Origin of the sequence: Agromyces sp. Root81 (genome assembly GCF_001429165.1) — a bacterium.
In the GTDB taxonomy this organism is placed as follows: domain Bacteria; phylum Actinomycetota; class Actinomycetes; order Actinomycetales; family Microbacteriaceae; genus Agromyces.
The window spans coordinates 20,338-45,504 of sequence record NZ_LMIR01000001.1 but is presented as its reverse complement, the minus strand read 5'-3'; the positions used below and the strand labels follow the sequence as shown (position 1 = coordinate 45,504).

General features: G+C 66.2%; 29 protein-coding genes and 1 tRNA gene. 14 read left to right on the top strand and 16 right to left on the bottom strand.

All coding sequences use genetic code 11. The annotated features are described in order from the left end of the window. Positions 1–21: 21 nt before the first annotated feature. Complete coding sequence (locus tag ASE14_RS00240) at positions 22–2,589, bottom strand: polysaccharide lyase 8 family protein (RefSeq protein WP_082599843.1); 2,568 nt, start codon at positions 2,587–2,589, stop codon at positions 22–24. Between the two features lie 227 nt (positions 2,590–2,816). Between ASE14_RS00240 and ASE14_RS00235 the strand changes: the two genes are divergently transcribed. The 9 genes from ASE14_RS00235 to ASE14_RS00195 all read left to right on the top strand — a co-directional run bounded on the left by ASE14_RS00235 (position 2,817) and on the right by ASE14_RS00195 (position 8,804). Further along, positions 2,817–3,089 carry a hypothetical protein gene (locus tag ASE14_RS00235; RefSeq protein ID WP_056649138.1) on the top strand — a complete coding sequence of 91 codons (273 nt, stop codon included), beginning with the start codon at positions 2,817–2,819 and terminating at the stop codon, positions 3,087–3,089. Continuing rightward, positions 3,086–3,820 (top strand): FtsX-like permease family protein, encoded by a 735-nt coding sequence (locus ASE14_RS00230; protein WP_056649134.1) that lies wholly within the window; start codon positions 3,086–3,088, stop codon positions 3,818–3,820. Before ASE14_RS00235 ends, ASE14_RS00230 begins: the two co-directional genes overlap by 4 nt. Positions 3,821–3,919: 99 nt before the next feature. Then, a complete protein-coding gene (locus ASE14_RS00225; RefSeq protein WP_056649129.1) occupies positions 3,920–4,180 on the top strand; it encodes a hypothetical protein in 261 nt (86 codons plus the stop codon). Between the two features lie 44 nt (positions 4,181–4,224). Further along, a complete protein-coding gene (locus ASE14_RS00220; protein WP_157372693.1) occupies positions 4,225–5,010 on the top strand; it encodes a hypothetical protein in 786 nt (261 codons plus the stop codon). 91 nt (positions 5,011–5,101) lie between these two features. Beyond that, the gene (locus tag ASE14_RS00215) at positions 5,102–5,470 is read left to right on the top strand and encodes a hypothetical protein (protein ID WP_056649124.1); all 369 of its coding nucleotides are present in this window, start codon (positions 5,102–5,104) and stop codon (positions 5,468–5,470) included. A gap of 1 nt (position 5,471) precedes the next feature. Then, positions 5,472–5,975 carry a hypothetical protein gene (locus ASE14_RS00210; RefSeq protein ID WP_056649121.1) on the top strand — a complete coding sequence of 168 codons (504 nt, stop codon included), beginning with the start codon at positions 5,472–5,474 and terminating at the stop codon, positions 5,973–5,975. Next, entirely contained in the window at positions 5,976–7,151 is a 1,176-nt protein-coding gene (locus tag ASE14_RS00205; RefSeq protein ID WP_056649119.1) for a peptidoglycan-binding protein, read from the top strand. It begins immediately after the preceding gene. Next, positions 7,142–7,780 (top strand): ATP-binding cassette domain-containing protein, encoded by a 639-nt coding sequence (locus ASE14_RS00200; RefSeq protein ID WP_056649117.1) that lies wholly within the window; start codon positions 7,142–7,144, stop codon positions 7,778–7,780. The genes ASE14_RS00205 and ASE14_RS00200 overlap by 10 nt, the downstream gene beginning before the upstream one ends. Before the next feature lie 283 nt (positions 7,781–8,063). Further along, a complete protein-coding gene (locus tag ASE14_RS00195; RefSeq protein WP_056649115.1) occupies positions 8,064–8,804 on the top strand; it encodes a hypothetical protein in 741 nt (246 codons plus the stop codon). 7 nt (positions 8,805–8,811) lie between these two features. Here the strand turns inward: ASE14_RS00195 and lepB are convergent, their stop codons facing one another. From lepB to ASE14_RS00175, 4 genes are all read right to left on the bottom strand, one after another. Further along, positions 8,812–9,531 carry a signal peptidase I gene (lepB, locus tag ASE14_RS00190; protein WP_056649112.1) on the bottom strand — a complete coding sequence of 240 codons (720 nt, stop codon included), beginning with the start codon at positions 9,529–9,531 and terminating at the stop codon, positions 8,812–8,814. A 176-nt stretch (positions 9,532–9,707) separates the two neighbouring features. After that, positions 9,708–9,956, bottom strand: coding sequence for a hypothetical protein (locus ASE14_RS00185; protein ID WP_157372692.1), 249 nt, complete (start codon positions 9,954–9,956; stop codon positions 9,708–9,710). Between the two features lie 972 nt (positions 9,957–10,928). Next, on the bottom strand, positions 10,929–11,318 hold the full coding sequence (locus tag ASE14_RS00180; RefSeq protein ID WP_056649106.1) for a DUF1801 domain-containing protein: 390 nt from the start codon (positions 11,316–11,318) through the stop codon (positions 10,929–10,931). A 207-nt stretch (positions 11,319–11,525) separates the two neighbouring features. After that, positions 11,526–11,963 (bottom strand): hypothetical protein, encoded by a 438-nt coding sequence (locus tag ASE14_RS00175; protein ID WP_157372691.1) that lies wholly within the window; start codon positions 11,961–11,963, stop codon positions 11,526–11,528. A gap of 369 nt (positions 11,964–12,332) precedes the next feature. On the opposite strand from ASE14_RS00175, the gene ASE14_RS20230 reads away from it, so the two are divergent. From ASE14_RS20230 to ASE14_RS00155, 4 genes are all read left to right on the top strand, one after another. Next, positions 12,333–12,857, top strand: a complete 525-nt coding sequence (locus ASE14_RS20230; RefSeq protein ID WP_157372690.1) for a hypothetical protein — start codon at positions 12,333–12,335, stop codon at positions 12,855–12,857. 76 nt (positions 12,858–12,933) lie between these two features. Continuing rightward, the gene (locus ASE14_RS00165) at positions 12,934–14,058 is read left to right on the top strand and encodes a helix-turn-helix domain-containing protein (protein WP_056649097.1); all 1,125 of its coding nucleotides are present in this window, start codon (positions 12,934–12,936) and stop codon (positions 14,056–14,058) included. A 188-nt stretch (positions 14,059–14,246) separates the two neighbouring features. Beyond that, positions 14,247–15,716, top strand: a complete 1,470-nt coding sequence (locus ASE14_RS00160) for a helix-turn-helix domain-containing protein (RefSeq protein ID WP_157372689.1) — start codon at positions 14,247–14,249, stop codon at positions 15,714–15,716. A 126-nt stretch (positions 15,717–15,842) separates the two neighbouring features. Beyond that, the gene (locus ASE14_RS00155) at positions 15,843–16,313 is read left to right on the top strand and encodes a hypothetical protein (RefSeq protein ID WP_157372688.1); all 471 of its coding nucleotides are present in this window, start codon (positions 15,843–15,845) and stop codon (positions 16,311–16,313) included. Positions 16,314–16,597: 284 nt separating this feature from the next. On the opposite strand, the gene ASE14_RS00150 is transcribed toward ASE14_RS00155, so the two are convergent. From ASE14_RS00150 to ASE14_RS00130, 5 genes are all read right to left on the bottom strand, one after another. Beyond that, a complete protein-coding gene (locus ASE14_RS00150; RefSeq protein ID WP_235511030.1) occupies positions 16,598–17,545 on the bottom strand; it encodes a site-specific integrase in 948 nt (315 codons plus the stop codon). 252 nt (positions 17,546–17,797) lie between these two features. Then, the gene (locus ASE14_RS00145; protein WP_082599836.1) at positions 17,798–18,061 is read right to left on the bottom strand and encodes an AlpA family transcriptional regulator; all 264 of its coding nucleotides are present in this window, start codon (positions 18,059–18,061) and stop codon (positions 17,798–17,800) included. A 179-nt stretch (positions 18,062–18,240) separates the two neighbouring features. Next, positions 18,241–18,317 (bottom strand) — tRNA-Pro (locus tag ASE14_RS00140). 132 nt (positions 18,318–18,449) lie between these two features. Beyond that, positions 18,450–19,130, bottom strand: coding sequence for a hypothetical protein (locus tag ASE14_RS00135; RefSeq protein ID WP_056649092.1), 681 nt, complete (start codon positions 19,128–19,130; stop codon positions 18,450–18,452). After that, positions 19,127–19,606 carry a MarR family winged helix-turn-helix transcriptional regulator gene (locus tag ASE14_RS00130; protein ID WP_056649091.1) on the bottom strand — a complete coding sequence of 160 codons (480 nt, stop codon included), beginning with the start codon at positions 19,604–19,606 and terminating at the stop codon, positions 19,127–19,129. Before ASE14_RS00130 ends, ASE14_RS00135 begins: the two co-directional genes overlap by 4 nt. A gap of 98 nt (positions 19,607–19,704) precedes the next feature. On the opposite strand from ASE14_RS00130, the gene ASE14_RS00125 reads away from it, so the two are divergent. Then, positions 19,705–20,328 (top strand): GNAT family N-acetyltransferase, encoded by a 624-nt coding sequence (locus ASE14_RS00125; RefSeq protein WP_162257678.1) that lies wholly within the window; start codon positions 19,705–19,707, stop codon positions 20,326–20,328. 27 nt (positions 20,329–20,355) lie between these two features. Here the strand turns inward: ASE14_RS00125 and ASE14_RS00120 are convergent, their stop codons facing one another. The 6 genes from ASE14_RS00120 to cmk are packed head-to-tail and all read right to left on the bottom strand — an operon-like array spanning position 20,356 to position 25,165. Continuing rightward, positions 20,356–21,273, bottom strand: a complete 918-nt coding sequence (locus tag ASE14_RS00120) for a CHAD domain-containing protein (RefSeq protein ID WP_056649090.1) — start codon at positions 21,271–21,273, stop codon at positions 20,356–20,358. A gap of 35 nt (positions 21,274–21,308) precedes the next feature. Continuing rightward, a complete protein-coding gene (locus ASE14_RS00115; RefSeq protein ID WP_056649088.1) occupies positions 21,309–21,545 on the bottom strand; it encodes a DUF167 domain-containing protein in 237 nt (78 codons plus the stop codon). A gap of 5 nt (positions 21,546–21,550) precedes the next feature. Beyond that, positions 21,551–22,276: a DUF4166 domain-containing protein gene (locus ASE14_RS00110; protein WP_056649085.1), complete on the bottom strand. Its 726-nt coding sequence runs from the start codon at positions 22,274–22,276 to the stop codon at positions 21,551–21,553. Beyond that, positions 22,273–22,917, bottom strand: coding sequence for an SRPBCC family protein (locus ASE14_RS00105; RefSeq protein WP_082599830.1), 645 nt, complete (start codon positions 22,915–22,917; stop codon positions 22,273–22,275). The genes ASE14_RS00110 and ASE14_RS00105 overlap by 4 nt, the downstream gene beginning before the upstream one ends. An 8-nt stretch (positions 22,918–22,925) precedes the next feature. Then, entirely contained in the window at positions 22,926–24,440 is a 1,515-nt protein-coding gene (der, locus tag ASE14_RS00100) for a ribosome biogenesis GTPase Der (RefSeq protein WP_056649082.1), read from the bottom strand. Beyond that, positions 24,437–25,165 carry a (d)CMP kinase gene (gene cmk, locus ASE14_RS00095; protein ID WP_235511029.1) on the bottom strand — a complete coding sequence of 243 codons (729 nt, stop codon included), beginning with the start codon at positions 25,163–25,165 and terminating at the stop codon, positions 24,437–24,439. Before cmk ends, der begins: the two co-directional genes overlap by 4 nt. Between the last annotated feature and the right edge of the window lie 2 nt (positions 25,166–25,167).

Genomic DNA, 25,167 nt, shown 5'->3' with positions numbered 1-25,167 from the left:
CGGGGCGCGAGTTCGTACGAACTACATTCCCAGGGTCACACTGAGGGTGCGGCCGTTCGCGTTCTCCACGTCGACCTCGAGCTTGATGGTGTTCCCGAGCTTCAGAACGGTGATCGCGGGGTCGCTGGTCGTCACCGTGCGCGCCGGGTGACGAAGTTCGATGACGATCTTGCCCTCGTTGGCCTCGGTGGGGTCGGCGACGCCGATGGTGGTGGCCTGGCCTTCCCGGACGACGGTGACCGACGCCGCGGCCGAGCTCGTCAGGAGCGGCACCTCGCCGTCGAGCACCGATCCCCCCGTGGCCTCCCAGAAGTTCGCGGCGATGACCTTGCTCACGGGTCGCTCCGAGTCCGACACCGGCGGCGTGTACGAGGCGGCGTCGACGCCGGAGGTCGTGCGGAGGATGCGCACGGCAGGGTCGGCGGCCTCGGCCTCGACTTCCTCGGCGGTGGCGCCGGGCATCAGCACATAGGCGTAGCTCGCGTCGGTGGGGTCGACACCGTGCTCGACCGCGAGGCTGAGGTAGTTGTCGGTCACCGGCGCGGTGGGTCCGCCCGCGTTGACATCGCTCCATGCCCCCTGGCGCTGCTCTCGGAGCAGGCTGAGATCGGTCGTCGTCGGGAAGTAGTACCCGATGCCTTGCGACGAGGCGTCCTTTCCGGCCAGGTGCGCCCATCGCACCTGGGTCAGGTCGACCGGGGTCGCGCTGATCTCGGCGGGAACCACGGCACCGTCGACGGTGAGAACGTTGTCGCCGGCCGGGGACAGCTTGCGGTTCTCGACCATGGTCTCGACGGGCTTCCCGACCGTGTCGGTGATGCCCGACCCCACCGCGACGATGCGGTCGCCCAGCAGGAACCACGACTTGCGTCCGGTGAGCGTACTCGGGCTCACGCGACCAGTCGTTTCGGACGCGGTCTGCACTTTCTCCCGTGAGAAGAAGCCCGACATGTCGAACTCCATACCGGCGGCCGCGTACCGATCCAGCACCTGCGAACCGCCGGTCCAGTTCACGCCCGCCGCGTTGCCGTAGAACGACCAGTCGATCGGTTTGCCGAAATCGGACTGGTCGGTCGTGATGCCGGGCAGTCGACGGTAGTCCACGGTGGCCCAGTAGTTGTTGCTGAACTGGGTGAGGTCGTCGGTGTAGAGATACGTCATGCCGGCACCGGTCAGCCAGCCCTTCGCGTTCTCGCCGTTGCCGTACTCGAACGACGAGATCCGATCCGAGAACATCGACAGGCCGAAGCCGTACTCCGGGGTCTGCTGCACCGCACGGCCCATACTGCCGTAGACGCGGGTGGTCTCGAGCCGGCTCGGCGTGATGGAGTCGTCAGCCAGCAACGCCTTGGCCCGAGGCAGGTCGTACAGGCCGAGACCCGCGGTGTACCCGCCCGGGAACGACGTGTCCTGCAGCATCCAGCCCCGGAGCACGGAATTGATGCGCGCCGCCGCCTCGGGGTCGGCGATGTCGGCGAGCCGTCGAGCGGCGAGGATCATGTTGCGACCGGTCTTGTGGTCGGATTCCTGCGCACGGGAGATCTTGCGTCCGCCGACCGCGTCCGTCATCGCGCCTCGCGAGATGAGCGGCGCGATGCTGTCGTCGAACCAGGTGTAGGTCTTGCGAAGTTCTTCGATCGGGAACTCCCACGGCGTTCCCTGCACCATGAACGCCAGCTTGGTCACCGCGTTCATCAGCTCGGAACCGTAGCCGCCGATGTAGGCGACGAAGCCGTGCTGAACGAACGACCCGTCGGCGTAGAACCCGTCACCCTTGGTGACGGTGGCGTAGACGGGCTGCATCGCCTGGCGGGCCAGCTCGATTCGGGCCGGGTCGTTTCCGAGCATGCCGGATGCCGCGGTGCTGAACACCTTGTCGAGCAGGTTCGCGCCGGTCATCACCACGTCGGTGTGGGCGGCGCCGGGCGGGGCCGACGGGTTCCACGTCTGGTAGGTGGGATCGGGGTTGAAGCGGTTGATCGTGCGGACGTACCCCTGCACCAGGTCCTGCGGAACGACGTCGTACATGATCGCCAGCACGTCAGCCAGGGTTCTCGGGTTTCCGATCTCCCATTCCCACCAGTTGTCGTACGGCGTCATGCTCTCGTTGTACTTGTTCGCGTACAACCACTCGAGGGCACCCGTGATGTCGGCGGCGAGTGCGGCGTTGCCGTAGAGGGTCGAGCCCTGGGTGCCGTAGGCGAGCGCCATGTCGAACACGCGCAGGAAGTTGGTCCTCGTGGTCGCGCTCTTCGACCAGTTCTGCTGGTCGCTCCAGAGGTAGGTGCGAGCGGGGTCGCGGTTCAGCGAGTTCATCCGCGTGGTTGCAGCCTTCGTGATCGACGTGATCCGGGCGGCGATGTCGGGATCGGCGACGTCGACCTCACCACCGGTGACGAAGGTTCGCCACCGTTCCCGCATCTCGGCGAAGATCTGGGCGGTTTCGGCGGATGCCTCGCCAGTCGTCGCCGCGGTGCCGACCGCGTTCGCCGGCCCCATGGGTCCGGCGGCGATCAGGCTGCCGGCGGCGAGGCTAGCGGCGATGATCACCGCGGTGGGAAGACGCAGGTACCTGCGAGAAGCGTGCATGATGACCTCTACTCTGAGCTCAGGGCTGGTCGTCTTTCTTCCAGCCGGATCGGGTAAACGCTTCCCCACCAGCCCGGATGCCGCAAGAGGATCGAACAGAACCCAACACGGGTGTTCTACCGCGACACCGTCCTCGGCACCTGTGGATCCGCCGGCATCCGACCAGCCGCACCGCCAACTGAATCGGCCTGACTTTCGTTCCGTTCTTCAAGCAAGGATGGAACACGATGAACAGGAAGTACTCGCCGGAGATGCGTGAGCGGGCGTTGCGGATGCTCGCGGAGGCGCGGCCGGAGCACCCGAACATGATGAGCGCGGTCCGCCACGTGGCCGGGCTGCTCGGGATGAGCCCGGAAACGCGGCGGCTCTGGCAGCGCCGCTACGAGATCGATGCCGGTGTGCGGTTCGCGCTGGTTCCCCACTCCAGTTCGCCGCACTTCCGTCAACGACATTCGCCACATTCGAAGGCACTCCCGGACTCGCCGCGATCCTTGGAATGAAGAAGCAGCCGGCGACCTCCGAGTCAGGTATCTGGCTCTCATCCGATCTCGCGGCCGACCTCGGTATCGATGTTCGTCCGAAGGTGAAACTTGATACAGCCTCAGGTGGCTCAGTCAGCGTGGCCGGTCAGTACGAGTATCCAGAAGATGGGCGGCTACCGGTTCTCGCCTACAACGCGGTGAGCGAAGTTCCAGCGACGGGATTCTTCGACGCATGTTGGATCGAGATCTGGCCGGAGAATCCGGCACTCGACGAGCTCCTCACCTTTCCGATCCGAAGCAACGGCACGATTTCACCGGACGAGACCCCGAAGATCCAGCAGCTCAACGCGAGCGAAGGGACCGCTTTCGACGGGTCGCAACGGCTGGAGCGGATCCCCAGCTGGTTCTTCCTGGTCGCGAGCGTCGTATCTGGTGCACTCATCGGATTCGCCCTGATCTGGACGCGAAGACTTCAACTCGCCAGCACTCTCCATGCCGGCGTTCACAAAATCTCGCTCTCAGTGCAGATGACCACCGAGACAGCGATTTTCGCCCTGCCGGCCGCCGCATTGAGCCTTGGGTTGGGGCTGCTTGTGGCAATGCTGGACAATCCAGGCTCACCATGGCCCGCGTATTTCTCAGGGTCTGGTGTTATCGCAGCAGGGATCGCAGCGGCGCTTGTCGCGACCGCAGGGGCAACGCTTTCGATCTCCGAGAGTCGCTTGTTTCGCTATTTCAAGTCGCGCTGACGGCGCGGGCGGGGTGGCGTCTCGCTGTGTGCGCCGTACCAGCGCGGGGCGGTCTGGGACCTCGGTCGCCGGCAGAACCTCGAGACGCTCCGCGCATTCGTGGACGATGGATTCGCCGTCCCTGCTGAGTGGTTCCCGGCGGAATTCCTCGAGTCCGGCGACCGGGCCGGCGAGGTGCTCTTCTCCGGGCTGACCATCTCGGCCCAGCGCGGCTTCGAGAACACGACTACCCCGGCTGTCGAAGCTTCCGTCCGGGGCCTTGCCCGCGAGGCGGAGATCTTCCGGCTCATCAACACCGGCGGCGTCGCCCAGGACGAGACCTCCCTTGCGAAGGCTGCCGCGGTCGAGTCGTCAGAATAGACGCACTCGAGTCGTCAGATTGGCGACCCGCGTACATGGTCGGCATGAGCTCCTCATCTTTCGACCACAACCAGAAGCGCGGCCACGCGTCCAACCCGGGCCGCTGGTCCGAGCACCGGCACACGGAGCCCGAGACTGCGCTCGCGGCCTACGCCCCCACTCCCCCGGACACTCTCGCTGCTGAGAACGTCGCCGGCGGCGGTCCTGACGAGCGTGGGTTCGGCACCTTCGATGTCGACGTCGAAGGCGTCCGCACCGGTGACGCGGTCTACGCTGCCGGCGACGGCGAGGACTACAAGTTCGTCGGCCGAGCTGCCGGAGTGGCACCCCACCCGTCGAAGGAGGGCAAGCTCCGGGTCTCATTCGCCGACGGCGGCGGCCTCGTCGGCGACCCGTCCGACAAGATCGCGGTGGTCCGCGATGAGCTCCCACCCAGGTACGACCCGACGGACCGCGATTACTGGCGCCGGGTCAGCAGCCTCTACCACCCGGCGCAGACCGCCGACACCCTCGACCGCGTCGCGAACAAGGGCGGGGAGAACGAGGATGACGTCCTGCTCGCCGTCACCCAGCATCCGAACGCCTCGGCGTCCGCGCTCGACGCGGCGTCGAAGCACTCTAGCTTCGCCGTCAGGTCCGCAGTCATCGCCCACCCGGCGACGTCCGTGGAGACGCTGACGAACATGGCCGCGGCGGCGGAGCGGGAAGCAGCAGATGCCGCTGAGCGTGTCGCCGAGGGCGTCAACCTGATGCAGTCGTACCACCAGCGGGACGCCGAGCAGGCCGGCAAGCTCGCGGCGGCGGCCACCGAACGACTCGAGACTCGCTAGACGAGCTATATGGATTAACGCGCGAAGCACTGTTACGGTGAGCCCACGCCTGGCATCGCCGAGCGCTTTCAAAGATGAAAGTGGGGAACATATGACGAGATTCAAGCGTATCGCGGCTGCCACCGCGGTGCTGGCAGCTGGCCTGCTGGCCGCCTCGGTGGCGACAGCGGGCCCGGCGATGGCCGGTCAGGACAAGAAGCTCTGCAAGAGCGACATGTATGTCGCTGGGGCCAGCTACAGCTCGGGGGCGTACACGACCAAGCCCCACGCAACCGAATGCGGCGACGTCGGCGTGCGAGCGTTCTACCAGCTGTACAGCGGCTCGCCGATCTACTACGCGGCGTGGTCGTACGGCACGGTCGATTCGGCCAGCCAGCGGGGCAACACCATCCTCGGTGGCAACCACAAGACGTCGGCCCCGTACTCCGGGTACGACGGCAACTTCCCGTTCTCGACCTGATATGCGACTCAAGCTTGTAGGCATACTCGCGCTGCTCGCTCTTCTGACGGGTTGCTCGGTTTCACCGGGCAGCCCGTCAGGGGCGTCGCCTGAGCAGCAGGGCGCAACGGAAGAAGTCACCATCTCCGCCGAGCAGAAGGCGGCCCTGGACGACGGCGAGGTGACGCAGGACGAGTACGAGGCTGGGTATCGCCGTTTCGTGGACTGCCTCTCAGCGGCAGGGTTCGAAATCCTCGACAACGGGATCGAAAACGACATCCACCAGTTCGGGATCCCCGAAGCTGCCGTCGCATCGGGGGACGACGCGCGGTGCTACGGGGCCGAGTACGAGCAGGTCGACATCAAGTGGCAGATCGCTCACGAGGACACGTCCAAGACCGCGAAGATCATCGCCGACTGCCTGACCGCGGCCGGGGTCACACCGAAGTCCAGCATGGCAGAGCTGCAAACCCAGCTCGAGGAGAACGGGCTCACCTTCGAGCAGTGTGCAAAGCAGGGCGGGTAGATGTCGGGAAAGGCGAGGTTCGGCTGGCGTGACCTGCGTTTCATCGCGCCGGTCGTGCTGTGCTTCGCCGTCCCCATCGTCGCGCTGGTGGCGCTCGTCCCTCTGGCTCAGCACGGGGAGGAAGCCGCGGCTTCCTCCCCGTTGCCGGCCACGGTTGAGGTCGGGTCCCGGGAGGCCGACTTCCGGCAGTCCATCGGTGTCGAGTTCACCCTGAACCCCGCCGGTGTGGTGAAGACGAACGCGTCCGGCCGGGTCACCGCTGTGCACGTGGATGTAGGCGGTCAGATCAGCAGCGGCACGAAGCTCATCGATGTCGACGGTGCACCGGTGTTCGCAATGCCGCAGACCCCGCCCCTGTACCGGGACCTCGCGCGCGGCATGGAGGGGGCCGATGTCGCTTCGATGCAACAATTCCTCGTGGCCGGCGGGTTCCTCGCTGACTCGACCGACAACGTGGACGGCGACTTCGGCGGCGCCACCGCGGACGCGGTATGTGAGTTCCAGGAAGCGGCCGGACTCGAATGCACCGAGGTGTTCGCAACAGCTCGGGTCGCCTACGTGCCGCAAACCGTCGCTTCAGTCGGGTCGGTCGCAGCCAAGGTCGGCGACACCCTGACCGCCGATGATCCGATCCTCTCGGGTACCGCGACACCATCGGCAGCCGAACTCACTCCCGCCGCGGAGAACGGCGACCTCACCGCGTATGGAGACGAGCCGGTCATCGTCTCGACGAGCGACGGGGGCGAGGTTCCCCTACCGTGGGCCTCAGGTCTCGACGCGGCATCCGTCGACGCGCTGTACGTTTTCGTGCAGGCGGCGGTCGCAGCCGGTGAGATCGCGGCTCCCGAAGCACCGAAAGGTGAGGATGCAGAAGCGGCATCCAGCGCGAGCTACACGGGTCTCATGCTCCGGAAGGAGGCACCCAGCGTCGTCGCCGTGGTGCCGGGCACTAGTGTCCTCACGAACGCCGATGGCGGCAGCTGCGTCATTACAGTCTCAGACGCCGGCTCCGGCTCCTCGTCGGGCCCGGGCCGGCACACGGCCGTGAAGCTCGAGAACGTCGCTCCGGCAGTCGGACAGCTCGGGCAGGTCTTCACCGACGCCAACCTCGCGGGCAGTGTCATCCTCCGCGACCCGACCACCGCCCCGTCCAAAGCCCAGGCCGGATGTTCGTAGACGTCCGCGGCGCCAGGAAGTCGTTCGGGGACGTCGTCGTCCTCGACAACTTCAGCTGCACCATCGAACCGGGCATGGTCACCGCTCTGGTCGGCCCGTCGGGCAGCGGGAAGTCCACCCTCCTCGCAGCGATGGCCGGGTTCCAGCAACTGGACTCCGGTCAGATCACGTATCGGCACGCCGACGGCAGCGTCGAACCGCCGACCCCGCAACGAATCGCCTGGGTCTCGCAGGGAGCGAACGCACTCGGCGCGCGCACCGCCCTCGACAACGTCATGCTGAGCGCGCTGGCCGCTGGCGCGGGACTCTTTGCTGCTTCCCGGAGCGCGGAGACTCAGCTCGAAAAGGTGGGTCTCAGCGACCGGATGCACACGCTCGCGAAGCACCTGTCGGGTGGCGAACTGCAGCGCGTCGGGTTCGCGCGCGCCCTCGCCGCGGCGAAACCGCTGATCTTCGCGGATGAGCCCACGTCGAGTTTGGACGCGGCGAATACTGACCAGGTCGCTGAGCTTCTGCACACGCTCAGGGAGACCGCGACCATCGTCGTCGCCACCCATGACCCGCGCCTCGTCGAGACGGCCCACGCCGTTGTTCATGTGAGGAGACAGCATGTCCCCGGCGCCGCGTGACGGGTGGCGGGGCGCCTACCTCTGGCGGGAAGCGAACCGGAACGTGTTCTCGCGCGACTCGCGCTTGATTCTGTTGCTCTGCTTCGCTGTCCTCGCCGCGGCTGGGGCAGCCGTGTTCGCCGCGTTCCAGTGGACGACATTCACCCAAGGTCTCGCGGCCAGTGAACTGCAAGGCAGGAACACCGTTGTGTTCCAGTCCGCGGACGCGAGTATCCCCACTCGAGTGGACCGGGCCAGCTGTGAAGCACTCGCCTCGCAACCGGATGTAGTCACCGCGGGCGGGATGAGCCTTGTCGGCCCGTCGACGTTCGTCCAACTCGGCCCGGCGGTGCAGGTGTACGCGGTGAGCGCGACGCTCCTGCCCGCGCTATCCGAGGCTGATGTGAACGTCGGGTCGGAACTCGGCTTCACCGGCGGCCAACGCCTCCTGCTGATGCCCGACGGTTCGGCTCAGACCGCCCTCCTCGGGCAGAAGACACCAGCGGGCATGAACCTCGGGTCGGCCGTGGCGGTACCGCTCACGCCGAACGAGACGCGCGTTCAGTCGTGCGTCGTCACACTGGACCGGTTCGCCGACACCGAGGCGGCGACCGCACGGCTGTCGAGTTCCCTCAGTGCGACTGGCGGGACCCTCGCCGGTACGACCGAGTTCGCCGAGAACGTCGACCCGGTCGAGGCGTTCGTGAACCGTCCGGACCGCTATCTCCCGGTCGGACTGGGAATGATCTGCGGGCTCGTCGGGCTCGGGATGAACCGGTTCCGCTCCAGCGACATCGCCAGCTACCGATTCTCGGGAACGACTGTCCGCTCGATGTTCCTGCTCCTCTTCTTCGAGCAGGCTCTCCTCGCCGGCTGCTTCGCGGCGGCAGGGTCCCTCGCACTGCTTTTGGTCTCGGGCTACTTCGCCGCACCGGCGGCACAGGTTCCGTGGGTTGTCGCGGGCGCGTTCGCGTGGCTGTTCGTGGCGACCGGGAACCTCCTCTTGTCACGCGGAGACCCGAGCTCGCTGTCGAAGGACCGGTAAGGCGCGCCTACCGCACCGGATCGACGCCCTTGAACGTGTCGGGGTAGTTGCCGAGCCATGCCCACCGGTCCAGCGGCCGGCTCACGAGGAATGCCGTGCCGACGACGTCGTCGATGGGGACGAAGCCACGCGTGGGGGTGTCGGCGTGGAATCGCGAGTCTTGGGAGTTCTCGCGGTTGTCGCCCATAACCCACAGCGAGCCGTTAGGCACGACGACATCGAAGTCAACGTTCGAGGCTTCGGCCTCCCCACCCGAGTGAAAAGCATACGGCTCCCGAAGTGGCACCCCGTTGACGCTCATCTGACCGAGCCCGTTGCAGCAGACCACGCGGTCGCCGGGCAGACCGATGACGCGCTTGACGAGGTGCTCGTCGGAGTCCGGTGCGGACAGGCCCACGGCGGCGGCGAGCCAGTCGAATGCGGCAGCCAGTGGCGGCTGCGCCGGGGCCTCCCCGCGATACGGGAGCCACTCCCCCGGGTCCTTGAACACGACGACGTCGCCGCGTTCGATGGGGCTGATCTCGGACTTGAGCTGGTTCACGATGATGCGGTCGTCGATCTCGAGGGTGTGGGACATCGACCCTGACGGGATGTAGAACGACCGGATGACGAACGTCTTGATGAGGAAGGAGAACAGCACCGCCACGAGGAAGATGATGAGAATGTCGCGGAGGAACCGGAGGACCCCACCCCTGCGCGGTTCGTCGCGGGTGCGGTCTCGTTTCAGCGCCTCATCTGCCGGTGCAGTCGGGGCGTCGGTGATCCATGCGTTCGTGCCCTTCTTGCCAGGGGCCCTCCCAAGCGTTCAGCTACGCTACCAGCTGTACCGACCTATATTGAATAACGCGGACGGATGGCTCTCCTCCATCTGCCGTCTAGCAGCAGATCGTGCCGGTTGCAGCGCTACTCAAGATCAGGGAAGTCAGTACGGAGGCCAGTGCGAGTACGGGCTTCTCTCGCCACTTGACGATGGATGCTCACATCGATGGTGACGCTCAGCGCCACCCACAGCACAGTTCCGACGGCCAACACAGCCATCACCCATGGCTGCTGGATGTCGAACACGTAGTAGAGAATCGCGCCCACTAGCGCCAATGGGACGCCAGCCAGCAGGACAACTGCCAGAACTGGTCGACGTCGCTGCTCACTCATGCCACGAGAGTACTGCCTGCCTTGTATCTGCTCGCTCGTTCAGGCCGCAAGTACCTGCACTCTCGAGATGCGCCGAGGGTGGGGGCCTCCCCTCCCCCCTCTGTCCGTCCCGGGAGGGCATAGCGCCTCTCTGTGCGCGCGAGTCTGGGGGCTCTGTGGGCACAGCGGCGCTCATTGCCCAGCCCCGTGCGACCGCTTGAGCGCCCTCAGCCCCGGCCTAGTTCCCCACTAGGTGCGGGGCTTTCGTGCGTTCCATTGGTGACACAGCAGCGCTCAAGCGCGGACCTTACGCTGATCGCATGGACACCGTCGGACTCCTGATCCTCGCAGCCGTGCTGGCGGTCGCAGGGGGTGTTTCATCGTCTTCCGTCGCCAGCTGAGTGACCTGCTCATCTTGTTCATGCCGTGGGCCGACACGGCGTACGGCAGAGTTCGGCTGCCTCAGGGCTCCTTCGCCATGGGTGCTGTGTGCTCGTCGCCAGCGCGCCCTTGCTTGCCACAGGCTTGCTCGACCTGCTCGTGTTCGGAGCCCGCTCGTACTGACTCGACGCGGCATCTCGCAAGGCGTTGGCGTACGCGCCCCACGTACGACTCAGGGGCCGCATCCGGCTTTTCCGGAAACGACCCCTGATCTGCGACTTTCTCAGTCGGGCTGACAGGATTTGAACCTGCGACCCCTTGGAGGATTCAGGCGTCTGCCGGCCACCTCCGGAAATCTCCGGAAACCCACGGATTCCCTTGTGTTTACAGGGAACCGAGCGGTTCGGTGACTCCGATTCTACCCGGTCGATTGGGGTCGCTCACGGGTCAATCTGATGGGTAAATGATGGGAATTCCGGAGACCCGGCATGATGGCCCATGAGTAGCCGCCGGACTCGGATTCACGCGCAGTCCTCGCATGGGTCAGGCAATGCGAAGGTCGCGATCGATTGTCTGACGTGGGTGACCGGTTCGGATCTTCCGTCACCACTGTCACCTGGCTGCGACGTTGAGTTCCACGGCCTCGGCCACGAGCGCCTTGACCGCCGCTTCGTCCACGCGGTCTCCATCGAAGTAGTCGATGGCTCGGACGACTTTGCTGTCCAGCCGGGTGTTGAAGAGATCGCTGCTTTCCATGCGGGCACCCTTCGCGAACGTCAGCCTTACGGCGCTCTTGAGCACGTCGACGAAGCAGACGTCTCCGTCATGCTTCCAAAACGGAACTCCCTCCGGTTTGGAAGGCTTCTTGTACTTGACCACCTCGACAGCAGCCGGATCGGCGGCCATGATCGCAGCTCGAAGCGCGACGAGCGCATCCTGTTTCCAGCCGCTCTGCTGCGCGATGATGTCGTCGATCTGCTCGGAATCGGACTTGTCACTCATGCGCGAATACTTGCGAAGAGAGCTGACAAAATCAACAGCCGAAGACGGGCGGCCGGCGACGAGTTTCGCCGGGTGCGCACCGCAGGCCGGTCCCCCACTGGCACTCGCGTTCTACATCCGCGCCTAAGCGACAACCGGCCGCCCGAGATTCCCCTATGACCCGCCCGCAAGGATGTCCGGGGATGGTGCCCCAAACCGCGATCGTCCTCAGCGTCTTCGATGCCACCGGTCGCGTTCGGAAACATCCAGGATGGCGCGGTTCAACTCGGTGATCGCGCGCACGACGGGCGCCCACTTGCCGTCCAGCCGTAGTGTGCCCGATCGGACCAAGCCATTCAGAGCGGACAGGACATTCGTGACCGCACGGGGCGATGCACAGACCCGCCGCAAGCACTCGATGATGTCGTGGCCCTCGTCGACGGTGGAGATGGTCTCAACCATTTCCACGGCAATGCGCTCAACAACTCGGATTTGAAACGCCTCCGGCTTCCGGGCCCGCCTGTCGTCGTAGGCCGCCTTGCGGCATCCAGGCCCGCAGTAGACGCGTGGACGCCCGGTGGCCGCAGGCTGCGGCAGCGACGCTCCGCACCGGATGCACCGGGTCGGCAGGATCCGCCGGATCGTGGTTTTCTGCCGGATGCTCATGCTCCGAAGGTGCGCAAAGCCACCCCGTTTCGTCACCGACGAAACAGCGAACGCCTCGATCTGCAAGAGGCGTGGGATCTCTGGTGATCTGGGGCGGAGGGTCATCGCTCGACGCCATCAGGTCGGAGGACGACCCGCTGGGACGCGATCTTGGTCGTTCATTGATACGCCCGGGTGGCAAATCACCTTGAGTCGGCTGTTGCGTTCGAGGCAGCTTGACCGGGCACTATTGCGGGCGGGTCATGCGGGAATCTGCGGTCGACGGACGCCGCGCCCCTCACGGCTCGGTTTGAGAACAACCGAGCCGTTCGGTCCGGGACCGGCTTGCGGGCGTCCGAATTGGTTGTGGCCGCGGGTACGCTTTCCGACATGCAGTCACCCGAGCCTAAGCACGAGCGTTCCGTGCTCTCTTCGGCTTGGTCTGACTCTGTTGAGGAGAAGAGCGTCGGCCGGTGGCCGAAACGCACCACGATCCGCACTGTGCTCCGGTTCCGCGATTGGCTCGTTGATGGTCGGCCGCTCCGAGATTGGATCGCCTACGGTGACCCGCGTGATGAAACGCGTCCGCTCATGTGGGAGACGAACCAGTACGGTGCCGGCGTCGTTGCCAGCCTCGAGGCGCTCATTTCACGGGACGTCGGACCGGAGGAGGAATTGGTGCGATTTCCCGACGGAAGAACCGCCATCCTGTTCTGCGGCGCATGCGGCGATATCTGGTGCGGCGCGATCAGTACGCGCGTGGAAGTCGCTGACGACTCTGTCGCGTGGAGGGACATCGCATTCCAAGACCGAATCACGGGCGAGATCAGCACGGACGGCCCCCCTCCGACCCTCCGGTTCGAGCGGGACGCGTACGAGCGCACCATCCGCGACCTCATCGGCGAGTGGCGCTGAGGGATCCGCCTGCGGGCGCGCGGTGACCGACCGGCTTCCAGACGAGAGACGCCGGGCGGACCCGTAGGGTGAAGATGTGATCTCGATATTGGTCGAATCCGAAGAAGAGCCTTGGGCGGTCAACGGACAGCGGCGCTGGACCGACATGGGACACCTCATGCTCAAGCCATCGGAGGTTGAAGAGCTCGAAGTGAGTACCCTCCGGGACGCGTTTGCAATACACGCCTCGCTCTACGACCACGAAGTGGACACAGCGGCTGTTGTCTATGACGGCGGCGATGAGGGGTTCTTCGACGTGGACGCTCCATATCATCAAGTTGAGTTCGTCTTGCATGAAGACCAGGTCGCATTGCGCATGGACCTCTTGCCGGAATGGCCAGACGGCGATGACTTTGAGCCTCTTCGCACTAGGCTCTGGTCGACCGTCGAGGCATTCGCGTCATCTCGGGGTGCTGCGGTTGTTTCATTGGGCGACGAGGATCAGGCCTTCCGAGATTCGGGCGTACCAGGTCTTGCGATATTGACCATGATCGTCGCCGTTCCGGCGCAGGTAGTGCGTCTGAAGCACGCATTCGCTCTGGGATGTGATGTCGCAAACCTCGTGGACGCTTTGGTCGCAGAGACGCCGACTCGCGACACCATGGCTGATCTGATTCGCGGCGGGAATGCTCATCTGTTGGTCGGCCAGCCTGAGGGGAACTGGCTGGATGTCAAGAGCCAAGAGTGGGACTTGTCGTCGGGCCATGGCAAGCATCGACTAGCGATTGAGGTAGCGGCATTCTGCAATGCTGAAGAGGGTGGCATCATTGTGTTCGGCGCGCGGACCGCAACTCCTGTCCGGGGCGGTGGAGAGATCATCACTGAGGTGTCTGGGCTCCACGAGGTGCGTACTCCTCCGAGGACCTACATGCAGATATTGAGCGACAAGGTCGTCCCTCTTCCATTCGGCCTGCGTGTCACTGAGATCCTGCTACCGGGCGGATCTCCGATCGTGATGGTCGACATACCGCGACAGCCCGAGGAACTCATGCCTTTTCTCGTGCGGGGAGGTGTCTCCGTGGACGAAAGCAAGATTGAGTCTGCAGCGTTCACGGTTGTTCAACGTCGCGGTGAGGACACTGTGCATCTTGATGCGGCGATGCTCCACTCGCAGCTCGCTGCCGGTCGGGCGTTCCTGCGGGGCGCGGGCAACCGCGGATGAATTCGTCACCTGGTGCACGGAGATGACAGCTACCCGCTTGCGCAACGTCCGGAACCGCATGCGGGGACCGGCCTGCAGGCCCGAGACTCGAGCCAGCGCCGACGGGTCCCCCCGCTAGCACTCGGTGGGAACGCTTTGCCGTACCAAGGCTATTTCGCCTTCACTTGGGGGCAGGCCATGCTGAGAGTATGGCCCCTGAAAATCGTCGGTCCGACTCGCTCCGTCCGACCACTGCTGCGCTACTGCTGGCGGGCGAACAGTCCCACATTGAGTTCAAGAGCGCGGTCGAGATTGGGGCGGTTGCGAAGCAAGTCGCCGCGGGTGCCAACTTCGTAGCGTTTCAGCCCGCAGTCGAAGTACACACGATCGTGTATGGCGTGACGGAGGACGATTCACAAGGCACCGGAGCTACGACAGGCGCAATTGTCGGCTTGTTCGGTGAGGACGGTCGGCCCGCGGATCTAGACGGTCTCCAGTTGCAGATCGAGCAGAAGGTCCACGGAAACGTTCAACCGCAGCCGAACCTCACGATCTACCAAGAGAACGTGGACAGGGCGCCAATCCTTGTGGTGGAGGTTCGCCCAGCGTCAGCGCCCCACGTGATCGGTGACCGGTGGCACATCAGGGGCGTTGGAGGGGTGCGGGCCCTTACCCAGGGCGAGGCACTCCAGATATTCAAAAACCAACGACTGGCCGCGTGGATTGATGAGTTCGAGGGGAGCGATCCGCTGAAACGAGCGCTGGCGGCAATACGCGGCTCGATTGACGACTTGAGGTTGCAGAGCTTCGCTGGTGGATTCGAAACACACGTGAACAATTCTGACGACGCCTCTGCGGTGCTCAGGGCATCCCTTCGAGACATTGAGGAAGCGCTCGGGGATGTGGATACGAAGGTTGTGAATGCGCTCGATGCCATCGAGGACGCGACGCAACAGGCAAGGTACGCCGTTGAGAACACAAGCACAGAGTCCGCCGAGAGCGTCTGGTGGTCAGTCATGAAAGCACGGATGATGCGGTTGCATACCGTTCATACATATGCCTCACTAGTCGGTCACGCGCGAGTCCAGCTGGTGGATGACCTTGTTCGCGACCAGCTGGGTGAGAAGGCGGAATTGGCCGAGTATGCGGAGAATCTGGCGGAGTTGGCCGCGTACCGCAGTCTCCGCCGGGCCGGGGAAGAACGACGGATGGAGGCCGATGCCATAGCCGACCTCATCTCAGCCGTGGTCTGGCGGCGCAACGGTCTGCCGCCCACCTTCGGCATAGATTGGCTTCCTGACATGGCAACTACGCCTGACTTGATGGCGAACTTGAGAGCGCCGCTCGCTAGCACGAACCGAGTCCAGGGTGCTGCGACGGAGGTCGGACTGCTCAAGCTTCCGGGCATCCCGACGAGTCGGATGGTCGATGTGCTGCGCGGCGGCCTGAGCCTCAACGAGCACGTGCTGAGCACCCGGATTCCCGAAGGCGTCTACCGCCTCGCGGTGCCGGCGACGGGAGACATCTGGGCGGTTGTCTTCGTTCCGGGTAATGAAGTTGATGAAGATGCGACGACCGATCTTGCGCACTCGGTGGTCGCGTTCAGCGCACTCATCGCCGAAAGCCGCGGGTCGAGCTGGTGCGTCGAAGGGCCAGGCCGGGCGATTCCGACAACCTAGAGGATCGACGATCGTTTTACCGTTGCCCAGGTATGGATCCGCGATCGAGACAGCCTGACAGCACGATCACGTAACGTGACCCCGATCACCTGCGTTTGAGTTCGTCCCTGGAACTAGCATCGCGCCATGCCTACACGCCCAACGCTGCGCGCCACAGTTGCCGTGATCGCGTGCGCGTCAGTCGTAGTCCTCACCGGATGCCAGGCCGTACACCGCACCGCCCTCCGGTTGAACGAGGACGGGTCGTTCGACTTTGGCATCTGCGAATCGCTGAGCGACATCACCAGCGGGACTGCCACGTCCTACCTCCGTGGGAGCGACGATGACTCAGGCAACGCGAATCTCTTAGCCGATGAGCTGCCCGAAGATCTGGCTTCCGGCGATGTCATCCACCTTCCAGCACCGGTCGCCGACGACTGGGATCAGATGACAGTCATCATCGAGGGCAACTACACCATACGCTCAGGCGAGGCCATTGCGTCGGACGTCTATGGTTTGTTCAACCGGGCCGACCTTGAAGTCGGTGAGTGGGCGTGGGCACGGTCTGGCATCTTCATCGGCACCATCCCCGTCGAGGCTTGCGACCTGGACGACTGAGCCACGGGCGGCATCCGCCGCTAACGGCCATAGTGAAGGAGACCGTGACAGATGTGCAGGTCAGTGCGCGAGGGAGCAGGTGCGCACCTGACTTAGGTGGATCGTGCTTCGGGCGATCAGCGGGAAGAGAGCAATGGCCGTGGTTGGGCAGCGTGAAGCAGCACCGACGGTGCACTCGCAGGGGCGGGCACCGGCGCCTACTTCAACCGCACCGGCCTGGGCGCCGAAGGTCGACTGGGGCAGTGCGGTGCCGCACCGGGTGCGGCACCGCACTGTACTCCCGATCAGACTTCATCGCGCTTGAACGCCCGCTCCAGCAACGCCGCTGTCGCCGGGTTCACAAGTTCCCGCCGCTGGATGTAGTGCTGAACCGTGACCTTCGTGTCGGTATGTCCGAGCAGCTCGGCGGCGAGTTCGACGCTCGCATTGTCATTGACGGCGGTAGCCACGGTGCGGCGGAACAGGTGCGGCGTCACTCCCCCGATGCCGGCCCGCTCGAGCACCTGCCGCAGCTGGCGACGCACATTGGCCGTGGTCAGCGGCGTGCCCTCGCGCGAGTGGAACACCAGCGAGTCAGGAACAAGGTCGCGCGCTCCCGCAAGCCGACGACGTACGGCTGCGGCCGTGAACGACGGAAGCGCGACGATCCGTCGCGACTTGGCCGTCTTCGGATGGTCCTGCCGGAACGTCGGCTCGCCGTTTCGACTGATGATCGTGCCGGCGATGCGGATCGTCGGCGTCGGGCCCGTGACGTCGACGTCGCATCGGCGGATCGCGAGCACCTCGCCGATGCGGGCGGACGTGCCGAGCATGACCTCGACGATGGCGCCGAGCTGCCCATCGGGTCGAGGACCCGAGACATGGTCGATGCCGGACTCCCAGCGGGCGATCACGGCGCGGACCGCGTTCACCTCGAGACCGGTCAGGGCGTCGGGCATCCTTGCCTCACGGTGAATGCGGGCGACGTGATGCATCGGGTTGGCCGGCAGCACCTCGTGCCGCACCGCGAGTTCGAGTGCGAGCCGCAGCACGACGCGCGACTGCTTGGCGCGGTTGTACGAGATCCTCGCCTGCTCTTTGATGAAGCGGTCACAGCGGGCTACCCCGATCTCACGCAGGGTCAAGTGCTCGAAGACCGGCAGCACGAGCGTGCGCATGTTGCGCTCATAGAGCATCCGGGTCGTCTTGGAGATCCGCCCCTCGAGGTCGATGTCGTCCAGCCAGTACGCCACGAGGTCACCGAATGGACTGTCGGGCGTCAGGTGGCCGCGGCCAGACTCGGGCTGTACCGGCGACCGCCCGACCAGCTTCGCTTTCAGCGCGGCTTCTGCAGCCTTCGCGGTGGCGCCGGTGGCCTGCACGATGCGTGAGCGACCGTCCCAGTCGCGATACCGGGTGCGGGCCTCGAATCGCCCGGATGGCTGGATTCGGCTGGCGATATCGCCGAAGCTGCCGATTGCCAGGTGCGGCCGGGACATCTCAGCTCACCGCCGTTCGGTTGAGCGGGGCGCCCCAGAGACTTCCCGCTGCTCGGCCACCCAGGCGCGCACGTCCGAGACGGCGAACTTCAGGTGCTTGCCGAAGCGGTATGCCGCTGGCCCTTTGCCGCGGGTGCGCCAGTCGTAGAGCGTCGAGACAGGCACACCCAGATAGGCGGCGAGTTCGGTGATGTCCAAGAGCGGCTCGAGCCCGAACGCGTCGGCGGGTACCGGCGCAGAAACGATCGGCAGATCTCCGTGCGTGTTCATACCGGTGAGGTGCGCATGGCGCCCCTGAGCGATCGCAACCGACCGGTGACGACTCGCCCGTCTCGGACGGCAAAGCCAGATCAGGGCTCGTGCAGAAGTGAAAGTGATGGGTTTTCGATGGGAGGATCAAATCTCTTAACCTCAAAAGTCCCGGAAACCCTTGAGTTTCCGGGACTTTCTGGTCGGGCTGACAGGATTTGAACCTGCGACCCCTTGACCCCCAGTCAAGTGCGCTACCAAGCTGCGCCACAGCCCGATGCCACCGGATTTCTCCGAAGACAACTTGACCATCATAGCGGCATCCGAAGGGGTGCTCGTGACACATGGGGCGTCCGGGGGCATCCGCTCGGTGAGAACTGACCGATTCAGCGCATCGAGCGCACCAGCCTCAGATGTACTTCCGCACCTCATCCATGAACGCCACCGGATCGTCGACCCAGATGCGCACCGCGGTGATCGCCTGCTCGCCGCCCGCGGCGCCGTGCCCGGGCAGCCGCACAACGGTCGGACCCTCGAGTTCGATCTCGACACAGGTCTCGTTGTTGATGCGCAGCATGAGGGTGCGCGAGGCATCCGCGCCGTCCTGAGCCTGTCGAAGGGTCTCGACGATCTTCGGCTGCTTCGGCTCGTCGACCCGCAAGTTCCGGGCGACCGAGGCGATGTCGTCCCAGCTCAGCGCGATGTCGGTCTCGAGGCCGGCGCGCACGCGGATGCCGTCGGGGCCGACCGTGTGCGGCCGCATGAGGTATGAGCACAGCAGGCCGAACATCCAGGTGAGCCCCCAGATGCCGAGCACGAGCAGAGTGATGCGCACGGCGAGCCAGCGATGCACGATGAGGTCGAAGATCGGGATCTCCACAGCCGAGAGCACGATGAAGATCATGAGGATCGTCAGCACCGGCTTGTGGAAGCCGAATCCGCGCGCGCCGGGCGAGATCGCCGGGCGCCGCACGATGAACCGGCCGATGCTCGCGTAGATGCTGAGCTCCAGCAAAAGGGCGCGCTTCAGAAACGACCCGATGTGCAGCCAGACAAATGCCTCGGCGCGCGCCGAGGTCTCGGTGCTCACTCCCCCACCGCCCGAGCCTCGGCCGCTTCACCGCGCTGCTCTTCGGCCTCGACGAGCTCCCGGAGGCGCCCGGCGATCGCCTCGACACCCCGCAGCAGCGCGGCGCGGTCGGCCGGCGCGACGGCGCCGAGCAATTCGGCCGAGAGCTCGGCATGGTCGCGCTGCATGTCGCGCATGAAGGCTTGAGCGGATGCCGCGAGCGACACGATGATCGCCCGCCGATCGCTCGGGTGCGGCGAGCGGGTGACGTAGCCGCCCGCCTCGAGCGCGTCCACGAGACCGGTGATGTTGCGCGGGCTCACCTCCAGCCGCGTGGCGAGGGCGTGCTGCGTCGACGGGCCGCTGGCGGCGAGCTCCCAGAGCAGCCGGGTGCGCGAGGGCGTCAGTGGGGTGCCCGCGAACGCGCGGGCCATGTCCTTCTGGAAGAGTTCGCTGACCTCGAGCAGACGGTCGAGCACGGTGATCTCGGGCGTCATATCATGATGATACTGCATTGTTACCTAGCTTCACGATTCCCACCTTCGAGCACAGCGAACCCGCTGCGGATGTCGGTGGTCGGCGCTACATTCGAAAGGTGATCACCGACGTGACCGAAGATCTCGAACCGATCCAACTCCGGGTCGCTCCAGCGAGCGACGTGCCGTTCGCCGATGTCGAGGCCGTATTCGGCACTCGTGGCGACGCCGCGCACTGCTGGTGCCAGTGGTACAAGATCCCCGGCAGCGATTGGCGCAGATTCGGCGACGAGGGCCTGCACGACCGGCTGCAAGAGCAGCTCCGCACGACCGGCATCGGCCGCGGGCTCGTCGCCTACGACGGCGAGACACCGGTCGGCTGGTGCGCCGTCGAGCCGCGCAGCGATCTCCCCCGGCTCAGCCAGAGCACCATCGTCAAGGGCGGCACCGCCTACCCCGACCTCGATGACGACGCAGTGTGGGCGGTCTCGTGCTTCGTCGTACCGCGCAACCATCGAGGCCGAGGCGTCGCTCGCGCCCTCGCAGAAGCGGCCGTCGACTTCGCCCGTGCAGGCGGCGCCCTCGTCGTCGAGGCCTACGCCGTCGACCCGAAGGTCCGCGCGAAGGTGACCGCCGACGCGCTCTTCCACGGCACCGTCTCGATGTTCGCGCACGCGGGCTTCACCGAGGTCGCCCGCCCGAGGCCCGACCGCGCGATCATGCAGGTTGAACTGAGCAGCTGAGCATGGCGTGCTGATGCAGCGCGTGCGTCAGCGCGACCGCCATTCGCGCTCGGCACGGCGAAGCTCCTGCACCGCAGGTTCGAGTTCGGCGACCCGCGCTGCGGCACGCAGATCCGCGTCGACCGCGAGCTGCTCGAGCACGTCGCGGTCGTGCCGGAGTTCGGCCACGTCCGAAGCCGAACGTCGCAGATACCTCGCGAACAGCACATGATCGCGGTGATCGCCGAGCACGTCCTGGATCGTCTCCCCAGCTGCAGCGAGTCGCCGCGCCGGCTCACCGAGGATTTCGACCGGGTCTTCGCTCAGCGCCTCGGCGGCGTATCGGAGTCGCCGCCCGGCCCTCCGCACGGCATGCAGCTGAGCAGGGGTCCTGGACGCATCGACCCCTGACGCGTGCCCGACGGTCCGGCGCGCTTCGCGCGCGAGGAGCGCGGCGAGCACCGGCCGGACCGCCCCACCGGCAAGCAAGGTCGCGGGCGCTCCGGCGAGGAGATCGTCGAGCACAGCGCGGCGCCGGGCCGCACCCGGGTGTTGCTCGTGCTCGACGAACCTCTCGTGTGCGAGCCGGTGCGACGCCCCCGCTTCGGCGGCGATTCCCGCCCTGATCCGAGCCAGCGCTACAGGGTCGAAGGTGCCCGACTCCACCGCGTCATGCAGCCCCGATTCGGCCACCTGGAGCCGCACCTCGAGATCGCGCACCCTGCCGAGCCGCCGGCCGAGCTTTCGATATCTGCGACGCACCTCCTCCACGGCAGGCGCGTCGAACAGCGGCCCGTACGCGGCCAGCACACTGCGAAGCCGACGTACCGTCGTTCGTAGTCGGTGCACGGCATCGGGTTCGTCGGCCAGGGCCGCGGGCTCGATCTCGTCGAGGCGCCCCCGGATCTCACCCAGCGCGACCATCACTGCGGTGCGGGCGGCGTCGTCCGCTTCGACGAGATCCATGGCGCCATCGTAGGCGCCTCTCGGTCTCCTCCGGCTCAGTCCACGTCGATGCGGACGCGCTTCACGCGCGACGACTCGCCACGCAGGATGTGCACGCGACTCCGCGGCACACCGAAGTGCGCGGCGAGTGCCGCGACGACGCCGGCGTTCGCGGCACCGTCCACCGCTCGCTCGCGCACGAACACGGTGAGTGCGGCGGCGGGGTCGCCCTCCAGCGCCTCCACGAGCGGCCCTCTGCGGCTGCCGGGCTTCACCCGGATCGAGACATCCATCGCCGTCAGTACCGCGCCTCGTGCCGTTTCGGCAGCACACGCGCGGGCGCCTCGGTCGCGTCGGGGAACTCGCTCACGAACCAACCCTCGTAGCCGAAGAGGAATCCGAAGACGCGATTGCGCACCTCGAGGCGAACGCGGAAGACTCCTTCGGCCTCGTCGAACCGCTCACGCAGCTCCGCATACCCCGAGAAGAGCATCGGGAACCGGAAGTCGATCCACCCCTCGCGAAAGCGCTGCGCACCCGAGCGCAGCAGCAGCGACCCGTCGGGCTCGACCTCGAGCGTCAGGTCGACGGCGAGATGCTGGTGCGTCCCGAGGTAGTCGACCACTGCGCCGCGCTTCGGGTCGAACACCATCGTCGCGTCGAAGCGACTCGAGCGTCGTCGGCCCGGCGCGCGGTACTCGCGCACGAACGTCACCGTCTCCCGTCCGAACGGGTCGACGTAGGCGTGGTTCTCGATCGTGAACGGCACGTCGCGCCCGACATCGGGGATCAGGATGTTGCGGAGCCGCCCGATCTGCAGGAACGGCACCGTCCACCACGGTCCGCGCCGAACGCTCGTCATCACGCCGCGGCCGATGCACGCGTACCCGCGGTCGAGCGAGACGCCGAACCGTCGCTGCATCATCGGATGCAGGCGTCCGAAGTCGTCGCCGAGCGCCCGCGGGAACACCGCGCCGTGCGTCGATGCCGCAGACGCCCGGGCATCACCGGTAATCTCGGTCATGGCTGCTCCAGTGCGGCGAGGCTGTCGGGCACGAACGCGAACGCACCGCGCGCCGGCGGCGTGGTTCGGCATCGTCGGGCACGGGGCCGATCGCCCCGCCAGAACATGATGACGGATGCCACCGGCCAGCGCTCGGGCTCCACGCCGGTCTCGGCCCAGATTCTGAGGCGGTCGAAACTCCACGCCGTCATCCAGCGCACGAACGGGCGGATGACGAGATCGGCGAGCCTGCCGAATCCGGGCTCGTAATCGTACCCCGTGATGAAGCGCACGCCGTCGGGCGTCGGGATGTAGCGCCAGTAGCCGCGGCCGTCGCGCAGCGGCGACCACGGGTCATCCGTGTCGAACCGCAACGCGGAGGTCGCACCACCGTCGGTGTGCGTTCGCTCGCCGAGCGAGACGCCGGTGCCGCGAATGGTGTGCACGCCGAGCGCGCGTTCGTAGATGAAGCGCGTGCGGCCGTCGGGCACCATCACCGCAGGCGTGATCGATGAGAAGCGCAGATCCCACCGCGGGTGCAGTTCGGGGTTCTGCGTGAGCCGCCAGAGCTCGTCGAGGTCGGCGCGCACGATGATCTCGACGTAGAGAGCGCGAACGCCCGAGCCGCTCCCAGTGCGGGAACGACTCGGGCGCCGCGACATCCGTGGACCTACTTCGAGCGATCGCGCTTCTCGCGCACGCGCATGTTGATGACGATGGGCGAGCCCACGAAGCCGTAGATCTCGCGCAGGCGCCGCTGGATGAACCGGCGGTAGCCCGGGTCGAGGAATCCGGTCGTGAACAGCACGAATGTCGGCGGGCGGCTGGCCGCCTGGGTGCCGAACAGCACACGGGGCTGCTTGCCGCCGCGAACCGGGTGCGGGTGCTCCTGCGTCAGCTCGGTGAGGAACGCGTTGAACTTGCCGGTCGGAATGCGCGTGTCCCACGACTCGAGGGCCGTCTCGAGGGCCGGCACGAGCTTCTCGAGGTGGCGGCCGGTCTTGGCCGAGATGTTGACGCGCGGCGCCCACGCCACGTGGTGCAGGTCCTGCTCGATCTCGCGTTCGAGGTACCGGCGGCGTTCATCGTCGAGCAGGTCCCACTTGTTGTAGGCGAGCACGAGCGCGCGGCCCGACTCGAGCACGAGGTCGATGATGCGCACGTCTTGTTCAGAGATCGGCACCGAGACGTCGAGGAGCACGACGGCGACCTCGGCCTTCTCGAGCGCGGCCTGGGTGCGGAGCGAGGCGTAGAAGTCGGCACCCTGCTGCAGGTGCACCCGACGACGGATGCCGGCGGTGTCGACGAAGCGCCAGATCTTGCCGCCGAGCTCGATCTGCTCGTCGACGGGGTCGCGCGTGGTGCCGGCGAGCTCGTTCACGACGACGCGCTCTTCACCCGCCGACTTGTTGAGCAGGCTCGACTTGCCGACGTTCGGGCGACCGAGGATCGCGACGCGGCGGGGGCCGCCGAACTCGTCCTTCGCGACGGCCGAGACCTGCGGCAGCACCTTGAAGACCGATTCGAGCATGTCGGCGACGCCGCGACCGTGCAGCGCAGAGACCGGGTAGGGCTCGCCGAGACCGAGGTTCCAGAGGGCTGCGGCCTCAGGCTCCTGGCGGGCGTCGTCGACCTTGTTCGCCAGCAGGAACACGGGCTTGTTCGTCTTGCGGAGCAGCCGCACGACGTGCTCGTCGGTGGAGGTCGCGCCGACCGTCGCGTCGACGACGAAGAGCACGACATCGCAGAGGTCGATGGCGACTTCGGCCTGCGCGGCGACAGAGGCGTCGATGCCCTTCGCGTCGGGCTCCCATCCGCCGGTGTCGACGAGGGTGAAGCGACGGTCGAGGTACTCGCCCTTGTACGAGACGCGGTCACGGGTGACACCGGGGGTGTCCTCCACGACGGCCTCACGGCGGCCGAGGATGCGGTTCACAAGGGCGGACTTGCCGACGTTCGGGCGACCGACGATCGCGATGACGGGCAGCGCGGGGAGGTAGCGGATGCCCTCCTCGCCCTCCTCCGACAGCTCGAGCACGTCGAGGTCGTCGTCGTCGAGCGCGTAGTCGGCGAGCCCCGACCGCAGCGTGGCTGCGCGCTGCTCGGCGAGCTCGTCGTCGACGCCGGCGAGACGCTCGGCGAGGTCGTCGTCGGGAGCGTCGAACTCTTCGCTCTTGTCGGTCATGGTGTCTCCTCTGAAATCTGTGCGCCCCGGGCGTCGTACTCCGGGACGAGCGCCGGTTGCGCTGCGCGGATCACGCCGATCACCGCTTCGACCGTCTGGTCGAAGTCGAGTTCGGTCGAATCGACGGTGGTGACGCCGTCTGCCGCGGTCATGAAGTCCACGACCTTGGAGTCCGCCGCGTCGCGCTTCCGCAGCTGCTCCCCCACTGCCTCGACCGAGGATCCGGTCAGTTCGGCGGAGCGCCTGCCCATTCTAACCGCTTCGGATGCTGTGAGGAGGATGCGAACGGGCGCATCGGGCGCGACGACGGTCGTGATGTCGCGCCCTTCGACGATGATCCCGGGCGCTTCGACGGCCGCCATGATCGAGCGGAACAGCTCGATGAGGTGACGGCGAACCTCGGGTACTCGCGCGACGGCGCTCACGACGGCGGAGATCTGCGGATCGCGGATCGCCTCGGTCACGTCGACCTCGCCGACGTGCACGGCGTAGCCGGTCGGGTCGGTACCGATGCGGTAGTCGAACGAGTCGAGGCACGAGACGACGGATGCCGAGTCGTCGGTGTCCACACCGGATGCCTCAGCGTGCCATGCCAGCGCACGGTACGCGGCGCCCGTGTCGAGGAAGCCGAAGTCGAGTCGGCGCGCGACCGCCTTGGACACGCTCGACTTGCCGCTGCCGGCCGGGCCGTCGACGGCCACGACGAACGGGATGATGGGAGACACTT